The sequence below is a fragment of the Massilia paldalensis genome (genome assembly GCF_044901715.1).
GTDB lineage: Bacteria > Pseudomonadota > Gammaproteobacteria > Burkholderiales > Burkholderiaceae_D > Telluria > Telluria paldalensis.
Window position 1 is genome coordinate 196,501 of record NZ_JBJCIU010000003.1, and the last position, 14,745, is coordinate 211,245.

The 14,745-nt window shown below is 67.2% G+C and carries 16 protein-coding genes; 9 read left to right on the forward strand and 7 right to left on the reverse strand.

Features of this window, described 5'->3' with window-relative positions:
• Positions 1–184: 184 nt before the first annotated feature.
• Entirely contained in the window at positions 185–1,102 is a 918-nt protein-coding gene (locus ACI1V7_RS15535; RefSeq protein ID WP_404532694.1) for a LysR family transcriptional regulator, read from the reverse strand.
• Positions 1,103–1,323: 221 nt separating this feature from the next.
• Here ACI1V7_RS15535 and ACI1V7_RS15540 point away from each other — a divergent pair, with 221 nt between their 5' ends.
• The 3 genes from ACI1V7_RS15540 (at position 1,324) to ACI1V7_RS15550 (ending at position 3,926) form a co-directional block, all read left to right on the forward strand.
• Positions 1,324–2,079: an SDR family oxidoreductase gene (locus tag ACI1V7_RS15540; protein WP_404532695.1), complete on the forward strand. Its 756-nt coding sequence runs from the start codon at positions 1,324–1,326 to the stop codon at positions 2,077–2,079.
• A 63-nt stretch (positions 2,080–2,142) separates the two neighbouring features.
• Complete coding sequence (locus tag ACI1V7_RS15545; protein ID WP_404532696.1) at positions 2,143–2,847, forward strand: pirin family protein; 705 nt, start codon at positions 2,143–2,145, stop codon at positions 2,845–2,847.
• Positions 2,848–2,867: 20 nt separating this feature from the next.
• Complete coding sequence (locus tag ACI1V7_RS15550; protein ID WP_404532697.1) at positions 2,868–3,926, forward strand: zinc-binding dehydrogenase; 1,059 nt, start codon at positions 2,868–2,870, stop codon at positions 3,924–3,926.
• A 1-nt stretch (position 3,927) separates the two neighbouring features.
• Here the strand turns inward: ACI1V7_RS15550 and ACI1V7_RS15555 are convergent, their stop codons facing one another.
• Positions 3,928–4,536, reverse strand: coding sequence for a TetR/AcrR family transcriptional regulator (locus ACI1V7_RS15555; protein ID WP_404532698.1), 609 nt, complete (start codon positions 4,534–4,536; stop codon positions 3,928–3,930).
• Between the two features lie 143 nt (positions 4,537–4,679).
• On the opposite strand from ACI1V7_RS15555, the gene ACI1V7_RS15560 reads away from it, so the two are divergent.
• A complete protein-coding gene (locus ACI1V7_RS15560; RefSeq protein WP_404532699.1) occupies positions 4,680–5,705 on the forward strand; it encodes an MBL fold metallo-hydrolase in 1,026 nt (341 codons plus the stop codon).
• A 130-nt stretch (positions 5,706–5,835) separates the two neighbouring features.
• The gene (locus ACI1V7_RS15565) at positions 5,836–6,738 is read left to right on the forward strand and encodes a hypothetical protein (RefSeq protein ID WP_404532700.1); all 903 of its coding nucleotides are present in this window, start codon (positions 5,836–5,838) and stop codon (positions 6,736–6,738) included.
• A gap of 10 nt (positions 6,739–6,748) precedes the next feature.
• Here the strand turns inward: ACI1V7_RS15565 and ACI1V7_RS15570 are convergent, their stop codons facing one another.
• Together ACI1V7_RS15570 and ACI1V7_RS15575 are read right to left on the reverse strand one after the other, a co-directional pair.
• Positions 6,749–8,059: an epoxide hydrolase family protein gene (locus tag ACI1V7_RS15570; protein WP_404532701.1), complete on the reverse strand. Its 1,311-nt coding sequence runs from the start codon at positions 8,057–8,059 to the stop codon at positions 6,749–6,751.
• Between the two features lie 26 nt (positions 8,060–8,085).
• Positions 8,086–9,093, reverse strand: a complete 1,008-nt coding sequence (locus ACI1V7_RS15575; RefSeq protein WP_404532702.1) for an alpha/beta fold hydrolase — start codon at positions 9,091–9,093, stop codon at positions 8,086–8,088.
• Positions 9,094–9,314: 221 nt separating this feature from the next.
• Between ACI1V7_RS15575 and ACI1V7_RS15580 the strand changes: the two genes are divergently transcribed.
• Both ACI1V7_RS15580 and ACI1V7_RS15585 read left to right on the forward strand, forming a co-directional pair.
• Entirely contained in the window at positions 9,315–11,669 is a 2,355-nt protein-coding gene (locus tag ACI1V7_RS15580) for a Tex family protein (protein ID WP_404532703.1), read from the forward strand.
• A 5-nt stretch (positions 11,670–11,674) separates the two neighbouring features.
• Positions 11,675–12,148, forward strand: a complete 474-nt coding sequence (locus tag ACI1V7_RS15585; RefSeq protein ID WP_404532704.1) for a GNAT family N-acetyltransferase — start codon at positions 11,675–11,677, stop codon at positions 12,146–12,148.
• Here the strand turns inward: ACI1V7_RS15585 and ACI1V7_RS15590 are convergent.
• Complete coding sequence (locus ACI1V7_RS15590) at positions 12,140–12,430, reverse strand: hypothetical protein (RefSeq protein WP_404532705.1); 291 nt, start codon at positions 12,428–12,430, stop codon at positions 12,140–12,142. The genes ACI1V7_RS15585 and ACI1V7_RS15590 overlap by 9 nt on opposite strands.
• A gap of 172 nt (positions 12,431–12,602) precedes the next feature.
• Here ACI1V7_RS15590 and grxD point away from each other — a divergent pair, with 172 nt between their 5' ends.
• Together grxD and ACI1V7_RS15600 are read left to right on the forward strand one after the other, a co-directional pair.
• A complete protein-coding gene (grxD, locus tag ACI1V7_RS15595) occupies positions 12,603–12,920 on the forward strand; it encodes a Grx4 family monothiol glutaredoxin (protein WP_404532706.1) in 318 nt (105 codons plus the stop codon).
• Positions 12,913–13,518, forward strand: coding sequence for a UbiX family flavin prenyltransferase (locus ACI1V7_RS15600; protein ID WP_404532707.1), 606 nt, complete (start codon positions 12,913–12,915; stop codon positions 13,516–13,518). Before grxD ends, ACI1V7_RS15600 begins: the two co-directional genes overlap by 8 nt.
• Positions 13,519–13,537: 19 nt before the next feature.
• Here ACI1V7_RS15600 and ACI1V7_RS15605 read toward each other — a convergent pair whose 3' ends face one another.
• Positions 13,538–13,711 carry a hypothetical protein gene (locus ACI1V7_RS15605; RefSeq protein ID WP_404532708.1) on the reverse strand — a complete coding sequence of 58 codons (174 nt, stop codon included), beginning with the start codon at positions 13,709–13,711 and terminating at the stop codon, positions 13,538–13,540.
• 291 nt (positions 13,712–14,002) lie between these two features.
• Complete coding sequence (locus ACI1V7_RS15610) at positions 14,003–14,410, reverse strand: hypothetical protein (RefSeq protein ID WP_290412891.1); 408 nt, start codon at positions 14,408–14,410, stop codon at positions 14,003–14,005.
• Between the last annotated feature and the right edge of the window lie 335 nt (positions 14,411–14,745).

A 14,745-nucleotide genomic window follows, 5' to 3' on the forward strand; every position in this document is an offset into this window, starting at 1 on the left:
ACAACAATTCCTATTATCCGCCATGCGACCCCTACTGTTTTGTTCGGAATCGCACGTAGCGGTGAAAACTTTACAGGCCGAAAGGAGTAGAAGTTACACGCTGCCGTCCAGTTCCGCCAGCCCCCGGCGACGCATTTTTTTCGTGTGACTTCTCTAGAGAAATGGGCATGCCGGCTTCCTCACCTTATGTCACCAGGCGCCAGCTCGGCGAACCCAGGTGGCGCACGAAGAATTCGGACAGCGCCTCGACCTTGGCCGGCCGCGTGCGCGCCGACGGCGTCACGAAATACAGGCCGCCGCGCGCCATCGCCCAATCCTGCAGGATCGGCACCAGGCGGCCGTCGCGCACGTAGTCGGCGGCGATGAATTCCGGGAACTCGGCGATGGCCAGGCCGGCCAGCACGGTCGGCAGCAGCGCGTCCGAATTCGTCACGCGCAGCGGCCCGGCCGGCCTGATATCGACTTCCTCGCCGCCCGCATGCGTAAACCGCCAGACGTCGTTGCGCCGGTGGTAGGCGTAGCCCAGGCAGGCGTGGCTGTTCAAGTCGGTCGGGTGGCGCGGCGTGCCGCAGCGTTCCAGGTAGGCCGGCGCGGCCACCAGCACCTGCCCCACCGGGCACAGCTTGCGCGCCACCAGCGAGGAATCAGGCAGGACGGCGATGCGCAGCGCGGCATCGAAACCCTGGCCGACGATGTCGACGGTGGCGTCGCTCAGGTGCAGGTCGACCTCGATGTCGGGATACGTGGTGAAGAATTCCGGCATCAGCGGCGCCACCCAGCGCAGCCCGAAGGACATCGGCACGGCCAGGCGCACCAGGCCGCGCGGGCGCGCTGACAACTCGCGCGCCGTCCCTTCCGCCCGTTCGGCTTCGTGGTAGACGCGCAGCGCGCTGTCGGCGATGGTGCGGCCGAATTCGGTCAGCGCCAGCTGGCGCGAGGTGCGGTTCAGCAGGCGCGCGCCGAGGCGTTCCTCGAGGCGGGCGACGGCGCGCGACACGGTCGCCACCGACACGCCGAGGGCCCGCGCCGCGCCGGCGAACGAGCGTTCCTCGGCCACCTTGGCGAACATCGCGAGACCTTCGAAATCGGGTAGTTTGGACATCGATCACTTCATGCATGAGCAGCCGGACCTGCCATGTTACGGCATCTCGGCGCGGCACGGTATGGGCCTATCGATCAGGCGGTAGCGTCAACCCCACCAAAAATGCAAAGATAGTTTGCTATCAGTGCTATTTTAATGCGATGGCTTCCTCGGTACGATGCTTCACATCGGACGACGACAAACGTCCACCAACCGAAGCAGACAACCTCAAGGAGCCCATCATGACCCGCAAACTCGACAACAAAATCGCCCTGATCACCGGCGCCACCAGCGGCATCGGCCTGGCCGCCGCCAAGCGCTTCGCCCTCGAAGGCGCGCAAGTGATCGTCACCGGCCGCCGCCAGGCCGAACTGGACGCTGCAGTCGACGCCATCGGCCACGACGCCGTGGGCCTGCGCGTCGATTCCGGCGACCTCGGCGCGCTGGACGGCCTGTACGACACCATCCGCGAACGCTTCGGCCGCCTCGACGTGCTGTATGCGAATGCGGGCGGCGGTTCGATGCTGCCGCTGGGCGCCATCACCGAAGAACAGTTCGACGACACCTTCGGCCGCAACGTGAAGGGCACGCTGTTCACCGTGCAGAAGGCGCTGCCGCTGCTGTCGTCCGGCGCCTCCGTGATCCTGACCGGCTCGACCGCCGCCAGCAGCGGCACCCCGGCCTTCAGCGTCTACGCCGCCAGCAAGGCCGCGATCCGCGCCTTCGCCCGCAACTGGATCCTGGACCTGAAGGACCGCAACATCCGCGTCAACACCATCAGCCCGGGCGCCACCCGCACCCCCGGCCTTGTCGAACTGGCCGGCAACGATGCCGCGGCACAGCAGGGCCTGGTCGACTACCTGGCATCGCAGATCCCGCTGGGCCGCGTGGGCGACCCGGACGAGATCGCGAAGGCCGCCGTGTTCCTGGCCTCGGACGACGCCAGCTTCGTCAACGGCGCCGAGCTGTTCGTCGACGGCGGCCAGGCCCAGATCTGATCGCCGCCGCGCGCCGCCATCGCGGTGGCGCGCGGCCTTCACGGCATCACCAAGGAGAACCCCATGATCGAACATCGCCCCTACGCCGCCCTCGGCGGCAACGACCTGGACTGGCTGAAGGCCCGCCTGCACGTCAGCATCAACGGCCTGGGCAACCCGGCCCACACGGACATCCGCGCGCTGCGCGCCTGGAACGACGACGAATTCGCGCCGAAGTCCGGCTTTCCGCTGCACCGCCACCAGGACGTCGAGATCCTCACCTATGTGCGCCGGGGCGCCATCACGCACGAGGACAGCCTGGGCAACCGCGCCACCGTGCAGGCCGGCGACGTGCAGGCGATGAGCGCCGGCAGCGGCATCCGCCACGCCGAATTCAACGACGAGGACGTCGCCACGGCGCTGTACCAGATCTGGCTGCGCCCGCGCAGCAGCGGCGGCGCGCCGTCGTGGCGCACGCGCCGCTTCCCGCGCGCCGAACGCCATGGCGCCTTCACCGTGCTGGCCAGCGGCTACGACGACGACACCCGCAGCGGCGCGCTGCCGATCAATGCCGATGCGCGCCTGCTCGGCGCCACGCTCCTGGCCGGCGACACCATCGACTACCTGCTGGCGCCCGGCCGCCAGGCCTATCTCGTCTCCACGACGGGCCGCGCGGGCGTCAACGACCTGCAGCTGGCGGCACGCGACGGCGCCGCCATCGCCGGCGAATCCCGACTTGCCATCACCGCGCTGGACGACACCGAGATCGTCCTCGCCGAACTTGCCTGAACAAGAACAAGGAACCCATCATGCGCAGCCTCGCCTACCACCGCTACGGCAACCCCGAACAAGTCCTGCAACTCGACCAGGTGAACGACCCGCCGGCGCCCGGCCCGGACGAAGTCCTCGTGCGGGTGCTGTCCCGCCCCGTGCATCCGGGCGATTTGCTGGGCGTGGCGGGACGCTACCGCGCGCCCGGTGACACGGCGGCCGTCCCCATCGGCGGCGTGCGCGTCGGCTTCGAGGGCATGGGCACGATCGCGGCCGTGGGCAGCGCCGTGCAGGCCGAGGGCCGGCTGGCGCCGGGCATGCGCGTGGCCTTCTTCCCGGGACGCGGCGCCTGGAGCGAACGCGCCATCGTCGCCGCCCAGTTCGTGACGCCGCTGCCGGACGACGTGCCGGACGAACGGGGCGCGCAACTGCACGTCAATCCGCTGACCGCGCAGATGCTGCTGCGCGCCGCCTACCGGGCCGGCGTCGGCACGGGAGAAACGCAAGGGGCGATGGTGCTGACGGCCGCCGGTTCCTCGGTGGCGAAGATGGTGGCCGCGCTGGCGCTGGAAGAAGGATTGCCGGTGATCGGCCTGGTGCGCGGCAGCGCCGGCGCCGCCGAACTGGCCCACCTGCTGCCCGGCCTGCCCGTGGTCGCCACCGACACGCCGGACTGGCGCGAACGCCTCGAGCGCCTGCTCGAAGGCCGTCCGCTGCGCACGGTGTTCGACGCCATCGGCGGCGACCTGCCGAGCGAACTGTTCCTGCGTCTTGCGCCGGGCGGCACACTCGTGACCTATGGCGACATGAGCGGCGAACCCTTGCGCATTCCGGCGCTGATGCTGCCGATGCGCGACCTGCACATCGAAGGCGTCTCGGTGGGACGCTGGGCCGCCCTGCCGCCCGCGCAGCGCCAGCAGGACCTGCAGGGCGCCTTGTACCTGGCACGCCGGCATCCGGCGCTGTTCGAGGTCGCCGGCAGCTACGACCTGGCCGCGGTGGCGGAAGCGGTGCGGCACGCGGGACGGCCGGGCAAGCGCGGGGCGGTGCTGCTCACGTCGTTCGACGCCGCGGCCTCCAAGCACGCCGCGGCGTGATTCAATCCGGCGCGACGCCGAAATAGGCCAGGAACATCGCCACGGCCGCATCGATCACGCGCGCCTGCTCCTCCGGCCCCAGCGGCGCCGCGCCCATCGTGACCTGGGGCCAGAACGCGAAGGTCTTCAATTGTCCCTGCAGCAGCGTGGCTGCGAAGCCGGAGTCGCCTGCCTTCAGCTTGCCGTCGGCCTGGGCCGCGCGCACCCAGGCCGTCATCCCCTCCTCGCGTTCCTCCAGGCGCGCGAACACGCCTTGCGCCCGTTCCGGCGCGCGGATCGCCTCGGCAATGCCGACGCGGGCCAGGCCGAGGAAATCCGGGTCGGCCATCGAGCGCATCTTCAGGGACAGGAATTCTTCCAGCTGCGCGCGCAGGCTGCGGTCGGCACGATAGGAGAAGTCCGGCGCGCCCGCGCTGCGGTGGAAAAGCTGCACGATGGTCTCGGTGAACAGCTCGTCCTTGCTGGGGAAGTGGTTGTAGACGGTGCGCTTGGACACGCCGGCCAGCGCCGCGATGCGGTCCACGCTGCTGCCTTCGAAACCGTGGGTACGGAACTGGTCGGCGGCGGCGGCCAGGATGGCCTGGCGCTTGCGGTCGGTGAGACGGGTCATCGGTGCGGTCGGATGCATACGCAAATTTTACACCCACCAGTTTACTTTCTCACCCCTTGAAACTACACTGTGCAGTGTACATTTATGGGATCAGCACGCTGATGCGCTTCTTGACCGCACTCTTTCTCGGGACCTTGTTCATCATGACTAGCCGTACGCTGGCGTCGCCGCCGCCCTCCAGGGAAGCATCGCCCCAATTCCACGACGGGAAGTTCCGCAACCCCGCGCCCATGCACGAGCACACGCTGGGCGAGATGGCCAGGCTGTGGTGGGACGTCACGTTCAACAAGCCCAAGGGCACCGTGCCCGCCCAGCCGATCCCCGTGCGGCCGCTGACCCGGGAGGCATTGCTGGCCGCGCCCGACAACACGTTGTACCGCCTCGGCCACTCGACCATGCTGATCAAGCTGGCCGGCGAGTTCTACCTGACCGATCCCGTGTTCTCGAAGCGCGCTTCGCCCGTGCAGTGGGCGGGGCCGGCACGCTTCCATGCGCCGCCCATCGGCATCGACGAACTGCCGCCGATCAAGGCCGTGATCCTGTCGCACGACCACTACGACCACCTGGACCACGCGGCCGTCAAGGCGCTGGATGCGAAGACGGCGCACTTCCTGGCGCCGCTGGGCGTGGGCGATCGGCTGGTCGCGTGGGGCATCGACCGCGCCAAGGTGCAGCAATTCGACTGGTGGCAGGGAACGCAGATCGACGGCGTGCGCTTCGTGGCGACGCCGGCCCAGCACTTCTCGGGCCGCACGCCCACCGACCGCGATTCGACGCTGTGGGCGTCGTGGGTGATCCTGCACGACGACCTGCGCCTGTTCTTCAGCGGCGACACGGGCTACTTCAAGGGCTTCAAGGAGATCGGCGCCAAGTACGGCCCGTTCGACGTGGCCCTGGTGGAGACGGGCGCCTACGACAAGCGCTGGCCGGACGTGCACATGCAGCCCGAGGAAACGCTGCAGGCCTTCCTCGACCTGGGCGGCCGCTGGCTGGTGCCGGTCCATAACGGCACCTTCGACCTGAGCCTGCACCGCTGGCAGGATCCGTTCGACCGCATCACGGCGCTGGCCGAGGAACGCGGCGTCTCGCTCGCCACCCCGGAGATGGGAGAAGCGCTCGACCTGCGCCAGCCGCAGCCGGGACGGCGCTGGTGGCGGACCGTGGAGTGAAACCCACGGGTAGCGCCCGGCGCTACCGGCAGGTTCATCAGGCGGCATGCCGACCGGATGAGACGGATTCGCTTCCCTTCGCCAGCGTGCTTGGGCATCATCCGGCTGTCTGCCACTTCTCCCGTTCACGATGCCTCCAGCACCCACGACAAGCACCCGCGCCGCCTGCCTGGCGGCGATGATGTTCCTGACCGCGTGCTCGCGCCACGAGGCCGGCCCGCCGCCGCGGCCCGCGGTCCGCACCGCCGTTCCTGCGCCGGCAGCGGCGCCTGCATCCACACCGGCCAACGCGCCGGCCAACGCGCCGACGCTGGCCGAGCGGGAAGGCAAGGAATGGATGCGGGCGATCTTCGAAGACGCCTACGATCCCGCCAAGGAGCGCGCCCTGGTCGTGGAAGGCGAATTCCGCACGCTGATGACCCTGGCGTCCGGCATCAGGCTGGCCGACGGCCGCACCGTCGCGATCGTGAACGGTGTCGGTGCCGACGAGGACGGCAACGATATCGGTGGGTATGCGACGCCCGGCACGCTGAACGTCTACTTCCTGAAACGCGGCGGCAAGGGCTGGGAAGTGCTCGAGCGACGCGAGGACGTCGCGCAAGTCGGCGTGCGGGGCGACATCGGCGACGTCGAATGGGTCACGCTGGGGCCCGGCAAGCAAGGCTTCATGTTGAAGTCGGGCGGCGTGTGGCAGGGCTACCTGGTCGCTGGCGCCGACATCTTCGTGCTGGACGATGAGACGCGCCAGCTGGGCATGGTGAGGACCATGGCCGACAATACCGGCGCGTGTTCGGCCGAGAGCGACGATTGCTGGCGCATCGAAGCCGACATCCGTGTCGACACCGTGGCCCAGGCGACCGCCTACGCCGACATACTGCTCGATTACCACGGCGAGCATTTCCGGATCAGCGAAGGGAAAGATGGCAAGCAGGTCGAACACGTGACTTCGACCGTCAAGCAGACCGCACGCTGGCGCTACGACGGCAAGCAATACGTGCTGGTCTCCGGCACCGATCCCTTGCCGCAGTTCTGAAGCCGCCCGCTCAGCGCACCGTGCGGAACGCCTTGCGCATCTCGCCTGCGAACAGCGCGGGCTGCTCGAAGGCGGCGAAGTGGCCGCCGCGGTCGACCTCGTTCCAGTAGATCAGGTTCGGCCACAGCGCCTGGGCCCACGCCTTCGGGGCGCGGTAGATCTCGCGCGGGAAGATGGTGGCGGCCATCGGCAGCTCGATGCGGCCGGCCGAGAAGCCGGCCGGCTTGCCCTGCGAATTCTGCCAGTAGATGCGGGCCGACGAGGCGCTCGTGTTGGTCAGCCAGTACAGCGTGATGTCGTCCAGCATGGCGTCCAGCGACAGCGCGTCTTCCGGGTTGCCGCGGTTGTCGGTCCAGGCCTGGAATTTCTCGTAGATCCACATCGCCTGGCCCACCGGCGAATCGGCCAAGGCGTAGCCGATCGTCTGCGGACGCGTGGCCTGTTCCTTGAAGTAGCCGAATTCCTGGTCGGCGAAACGGCCGGCGGCGGCATAGGCGGCTTGTTCTTCCGGGGTCGGGTTCGCCGGCATCTGCTCGGGGAACACGAGCGGCCAGTTGACGTGGGCCGCCAGCAGGCCGGCGGGACGCACGTGGCCCAGCGCATGGGTCACGCCCGAACCCCAGTCGCCGCCCTGCGCCACCCATTTCGTGTAGCCGAGGCGCTGCATCAGCACGCCCCAGGCCTTGGCCGTGCGCACGACGTCCCAGCCTGCTGCGGCCGGCTTGTCGGAAAAGCCGAAGCCGGGCATCGACGGGATCACGACGTGGAACGCATCCTCGGCCTTGCCACCGTAGGCGGTGGGATCGGTGAGCGGCTTGATCACGTCGAGGAATTCGACGATGGAACCGGGCCAGCCGTGCGTCAGGATGATCGGCAGCGCGTTCGCATGGCGCGACTTCACGTGGATGAAGTGGATGCCCAGGCCGTCGATCTCGGTGCGGAACTGGGGGAAGGCGTTCAGGCGTGCTTCGAACCTGCGCCAGTCGTAGCGGTCGCGCCAGTAAGCGACCAGCGCCCTGGCCTTCGCCAGCGGCACGCCCTGCGACCAGTCGGCCACGGTTTCCTGTTCCGGAAAGCGCACCATGCGCAGGCGCTGCTTCAGGTCGTCCAGCGCGGCCTGCGGGACCGCGGCGCGGAACGGGGTGATGCCGGGGCCGGCCGGGGCGGCGGCGGCGGCGGTGGCGGTGGCGGCGAAGGCCGGGACGCCTGCGAACAGGCTGGCGAGGCTGCCGGCGAACAGGGCGCCGGCGGCGCCGCCCAGGAAGCTGCGGCGCGAGGTGCTGTCGATGGGGTCGGCGCGATGATCGATACGCGTGGTCATGATGGGTTCTCCTTGTTCGGTACGGGTCAGTTCAAAAAGTCTTCGATCCAGGCCGTGGTCTCGGCCGGCTTTTCCTCGGCGACGAAGTGGCCGCTGCCTTCCGCTTTCACGAGCTTCAGATTGGTGGTCTTCGGGGTCAGCACGGCCTGCAGCCAGCCGTAGCCGGGCCCGCCGATCGCCAGCACGGGCATGGTCAGCTTGGCGTAGCCCTTGTCGTCCAGGATGTCCTGCGGGAAGGCCTGGTACCAGGCATTGCCTGCGCGGATCGCTTCGCGGCTGGCGTAGGCCTTGCGGTACACGGCGCGGTCGCGCGCGTCGATCGCCCCCTCGTCCTTGAGCAGGTAACGGAAGAACCATTCCTGTTCGAGGTACTGGCGGCCTTCCAGCAACTGCTCGGGCAGGCCTTTCACCTGGTGAAAGGCGAACCACCATGCGAACGGGTGGGCGTCGTCGATCTTGTCGCCGAAGGTGCCGGCCTGCGGCAGGATCGGCCAGCTGTACAGCGACTGGTCCGGGTGCGGCACGTCGATCAGCACCAGCTTGTCGGTCGCCAGCGGGAAGTTGGCCGCGTAGGCATAGGCGACCTGGGAGCCGATGTCGTGGCCGATCACCGTCGCCTTGTCGTAGCCCAGGTGGCGCACCAGCGCGGCGATATCGGCGGCCATGGTCTTCTTGTCGTAGCCGCCGGCCGGCATGCCCGATGCGCCCATGCCGCGCAGGTCGACCGAGATCACGCGGTGGTGCCTGGCCAGGGCCGGCATGATCTTGTGGAAGGCCCACCAGGTTTCCGGCCAGCCCGGCAGCAGGACGACGGGGCTGCCGCTGCCGCCGGCCACGTAGTGCAGGCGCACGCCGTTGACGTCGGCGACACCTTCCTGGAAGCCGGGGAGCGTCTTCACCAGGGCGGCGTCGGAGACGGCGGCCGGGGCAACGGCCGCGGCCGGCGCCTTCGGTGCGGCGAAAGCCGGAGCCGCGAAGGCGGTGCCGAGGGCCAGGGCGAGGGTGGAAGCGAGGGTGCGGGCGGTGGTGTTCATGGTGGTCTTCCTTTCTTGTCGTGTCGTGGATGCGATGGAGTCATCATAGGGAAGACGCTTCATCTGCAAAATAGCAAACCTCGTAAATCATCATTTCATTTTTGTCGGCATCACCTCGAAGACCGCACAGGCGGCAGGATCGCCGGGCTTGTCAAGACTGGCGCTGCGTGCCCGATTGCGTATCATTGCCCGCTCGACTCACCATCCACGATTCACGCACCATGCTGCCCTCGATCGAACAACGCCTCGCCCAAGAACTGTCCGCCAAACCGGCCCAGGTGGCTGCCGCCATCGCCCTGCTCGACGAAGGCGCGACGGTGCCCTTCATCGCCCGCTACCGCAAGGAAGCGACGGGCGGCCTGGACGACACCCAGCTGCGCCTGCTGGAAGAGCGCTTGCGCTACCTGCGCGAGCTGGAAGACCGGCGCGCCGCCGTGATCGCCTCGGTCACGGAACAGGGCAAGATGACGCCGGAACTGCTGCAGGCCTTCGCGCTGGCGGAAGACAAGACCCGCCTCGAAGACCTGTACCTGCCCTACAAGCAGAAGCGCCGCACGAAGGCCCAGATCGCGATCGAGGCGGGCCTGGCGCCGCTGGCCGACGGCCTGCTCGCCGACCCGTCGATCGACCCGGAACAGGAAGCCGCGAAGTACCTGCGCGACGCCTTCGCCAACGAAGACGGCGTCAACAACCCGGGCGTGGCCGACACCAAGGCGGCGCTGGACGGCGCCCGCCAGATCCTGATGGAACGCTTCGCCGAGGATGCGGAACTGCTGCAGTCGCTGCGCGAATACGTGCAGGACCACGGCGTGGTCGCGTCGAAGGTCGTCGACGGCAAGCAGGAAGAAGGCGAGAAGTTCGCCGACTATTTCGACTATTCGGAACCGCTGGCCAACGTGCCCTCGCACCGCGCGCTGGCGCTGCTGCGTGGCCGCCGCGAAGGCATCCTGGACGTGACGCTGCGGCTGGACACGGAAGAGGAAAAGCCGAAGTGGGACGCGCCGCACAACCCGTGCGAGAGTCGCATCGCCGCGCGCTTCGGCATCAAGGGCGCCGGCCGTCCGGCGGATAAATGGCTGATGGACACGGCGCGCTGGACCTGGCGCGTGAAGAGCTTCATGTACATCGAGACGGAGTTGATGGGACTGCTGCGCGAGAAGGCGGAAAGCGATGCGATCCACGTGTTCGCGCGCAACCTGAAGGATCTGCTGCTGGCCGCGCCGGCCGGCCCGCGCGCCACGATGGGCCTGGACCCGGGCCTGCGCACGGGCGTGAAGGTGGCCGTCGTCGACGCGACCGGCAAGGTGGTCGACACGTCCACCATCTACCCTCACGCGCCGCGCAACGACTGGGACGGTTCGCTGCACGCGCTGGCGAGGCTGGCGGCCAAGCACGATGTGTCCCTGATCTCGATCGGCAACGGCACCGCCTCGCGCGAGACGGACAAGCTGGCCCAGGACCTGATCAAGCAGCATCCGGAACTCAAGCTCACGAAGATCGTCGTGTCGGAAGCGGGCGCCTCGGTCTACTCCGCCTCCGAATTCGCCTCGCGCGAGCTGCCGGAGCTGGACGTGTCGCTGCGCGGCGCCGTGTCGATCGCGCGCCGCCTGCAGGACCCGCTGGCGGAACTGGTGAAAATCGATCCGAAGAGCATTGGCGTGGGCCAGTACCAGCACGACGTGTCGCAGACCCAGCTCGCGCGCCAGCTCGACGCCGTCGTCGAGGATTGCGTGAACGCGGTCGGCGTGGACGTCAACACGGCGTCGGCGCCGCTGCTGGCGCGCGTGTCGGGCCTGTCCTCCAGCGTGGCGCAGAGCATCGTCACCTACCGCGACCAGCAGGGCGCCTTCAAGTCGCGCGCGGCGCTCAGGAAAGTCCCGCGCCTGGGCGACAAGACCTTCGAGCAGGCAGCCGGCTTCCTGCGCGTGATGAACGGCGATAACCCGCTGGACGCATCGGCCGTGCACCCGGAATCGTATCCGGTCGTGGAAAAAATCCTGGCCGACATCCAGCGCGACATCAAGTCGGTGATCGGCGATGCCACCCTCGTCAAGCGCCTGAATCCGGCCAAGTACGCGGACGACAAGTTCGGCGTGCCGACCGTGACCGACATCCTGAAGGAACTGGAAAAGCCGGGCCGCGACCCGCGCCCGGAATTCACGACGGCCACCTTCAAGGAAGGCGTGGAGGAGATCTCGGACCTGCGTCCGGACATGATCCTGGAAGGCGTGGTGACCAACGTCGCCGCGTTCGGCGCCTTCGTCGACATCGGCGTGCACCAGGACGGCCTCGTGCACATCTCGGCGCTGTCGAACACCTTCGTCAAGGATCCGCACACGGTCGTGAAGGCGGGCCAGGTGGTGAAGGTGAAGGTGCTGGAAGTGGACGTCAAGCGCAAGCGCATCGCGCTGACGATGCGCCTGTCGGACAGCGCGCCGGCGCCGGGTGCGGCACCGCAGCAGCGCGGCGACCGCGAAGACCGCAAGCGCATGGGCCAGCAGCAGCAGCGCCAGGAACGCGCGGCGGCACCGAGTGGCGGCGCCATGGCGGCGGCGTTCGCCAAGCTGAAGAAGTAAGGCCCATGGTCGACTGCAGGGTCGTCTGCGCCCCCGCCGACCCCGACAGCCTCGATGCCCGCGCGCTGATCGCGGAACTCGACGCGGCGCTGGCGGCGATCACGGGCGATAGCGGCGCGTCGTCCTTCGATGCGGCCGACGTGCGCGGTCCCGGCGCCGTGTTCCTCGTCGCCCGCGCGACGGACGGCACGGCCGTGGGGTGCGGCGCGCTGCGTCCGCTGGCGGACGCTGTGGGGCAACCCGTGGCGGAACTCAAACGCATGTTTGCGCGGCCGGGCAGCGGCGCCGGCCGCGCGCTCCTCGCCGCGCTGGAAGCACAGGCAACGAGCATGGGCTACCGCGCGATCCACCTGTCCACGCGCCGCGTCAACGCGCGCGCGGTGGATTTCTACCGCCGCCACGGCTACATCGACGTCGCGGCATGGGGCAAGTACGTGGGCAGCGAGCGCTCCGTCTGCCTGGGCCGGGTATTAGTCTAGATAGACCTTGGCGACGACACCGGCCAGGAACACCAGCAGGCACAGGAAGCCGGCTTGGGCCATGCGCTTGGGCGGCATTGCGCGCTGGCCCGTCTTCCTGATGTGCAGGCCTTCGCGCAGCAGCAGCGCGGCGTAGGCGGTGGCGCCGAGGCCGGTCAGCGTATGGCCGAGCGTCATGTGGCTGACGCCGAAGGCGAGGTCGAACAGGCCGCTCAGGCCGAGCACGGCGGCGATGGCGAAATTGAAGGCGGGCGGCGGCGTGCCGGGTGGACGTTGCTGCATGACGTGATCCGATAGGGTGATGGTTGGCGCGATGATACCCGATCGGTCGCCGTTGCCAACCTTAAAACATTATGTTTGCCCCGCAGCGGCAGGCGAAATGGCGCCGTACCGGCGTTCCGGTTTTCTTATAAAATGCCGGCATCAACCGAACATTTACCCGAGGCGACATACCATGAGCGACGTACAAACCTGGATCAAAGAAACCGTGACCAACACGCCCGTCGTGCTGTTCATGAAGGGCACCGCCCAGTTCCCGCAGTGCGGCTTTTCCGGCCGTGCGATCCAAATCCTGAAAGCCTGCGGCGTCGATAACATCGCCACCGTCAACGTGCTGGAAGATCCGGAAGTCCGCCAGGGCATCAAGGATTACTCGAACTGGCCGACCGTGCCGCAGCTGTACGTGAACGGCGAATTCGTCGGCGGTTCGGACATCATGACCGAGATGTACGAGTCCGGCGAACTGCAAGCCCTGTTCAAGAAGAATGACTGAATCGCCCCGCCCCGGTGACCGACGCATCGTCGTCGCCATCACCGGCGCGACCGGCGCCATCTATGGCGTGCGGCTGCTGCAGCGGCTGGGCGCCACGCCTGGCGTCGAGACCCACCTCGTGGTGTCCGACGCCGCCTCCCTCACCCTGCACCAGGAAGTCGGCCTGCAACGGCGCGACGTCGAGGCCCTCGCCCACGTCGTGCACCGCAGCCGCGACATCGGCGCGTCCATTGCCAGCGGTTCCTTCTTGACGGCCGGCATGGTAATCGCCCCCTGTTCGATGAAGACGCTGGCCGCCATCGCGCATGGCCTGTCGGACAATCTCATCGCGCGCGCGGCCGACGTCGTGCTCAAGGAAAGGCGCAAGCTCGTGCTGATGGTGCGCGAAACGCCGTTCAACCTGGCGCACCTGCGCAATATGATGGCCGTGACCGAGATGGGCGGCATCGTGTTCCCGCCGCTGCCGAGTTTCTACAACCGCCCCGCCAGCATCGACGAGATGGTCGACCACACGGTGGCGCGCGTCATGGACTTGCTGGGGGTCGAGAACGAGCTCGCCCCGCGCTGGGGCGGTATGAAGGACGCTGCCGCCCCCTGAGGCGGCATTCCTTGCCGTGCTAGCCGCGGTCCCGGTAGGGATCCTTCTCGGCCAGTCGTTGTTCTCTTGCGTCTTCGATCTTCCTGCGCTGCTCGTTACGCTTGCGCATGATTTCTGCGTGCTGGGTCGCCGACATCGGCGGCGCGGTCATGAGGTCCTTCAACTGCGCGGTGTTGCTGTAGTTATTAATCATGAGGCGACTGCATCCTTATTGACCGATAACATTGCGGGCACCTCGAAACCTGCTACGCGTTGCACTAACGGCGCTCGCGATGGTGTTTCGAGGTCCCTTTTGGGGGCCTGTAGAAGACGGGCGCATCTGTGACGGTTTCCGTTCCGCACAGCGCCATCGATTATGCGCGAGACTCGGCCATTTGTGCCGTTCGTTTGCATATAAATTGCACTAAGGAAGCAAATGTGAAAACGGCCCGGGCGGGTGAGCGCCGGGCCGTCGCGGGATTCGCAGGAAGAATCCGGGCAGGTCTTATTTTTGCTGGTGATTCATGCGCACCAGCATGCGGATGAACTCGCGCGCCAGTTGCTTGTGGTGCTCGTCCAGGCGCTGCAGGTCGGCGATCAGCTTGACGTCGGCCGATTCGAAACGGGCCGCGCCGTCGCCGTTCTCGCCGTTGGCGGCGTTTTCCGAACCGCCGAAGCGCAGCCAATCAGCCGGCACGCCCAGCCATTGCGCGATCATGCGCAGCTTTTCCTGGGTCGGAATGGCTTCACCGACCAGCCACTTGCGCGCTGCGTGGACCGTGATCGGACGGCCTTCGAAGCGAATGTTAAATTCGCGCGCCAGCCGGGTCGGGCTGTCGGGCGAATAATGGGCGTTCTTCAGCGCTTGCTGCAGGCGCTCGCTGAAGCTCTCCCGTTCGTTAGTCGAATTCATGGGGGGCACTAAGGGTTCATGCATGGCCGTCATCGGTTGCTCCATTGATCAGACCGTGTGTGACGGCTGGAAACGCTTGGCGTAACAAAAATGTGAGTATTGACTGATTCTCACATGCTGTCCAGCAATTCCGGCCCTTTTCGGCCTTCAATAACATAAGTGTGAAAAATATCCTACAGGAAAAAGCAAACGTTTGCTTAGCTATCTATCGTTACTTTACAGAAATTTATTAAGCATGTGTTGGCGCCTTTGCGCAAACTTTGGCGCAAAAGCCCAATAGTCAACGCAATGTGTTGATTATAGGAAATTTTTGTCGCGATATCTACGACTACGGC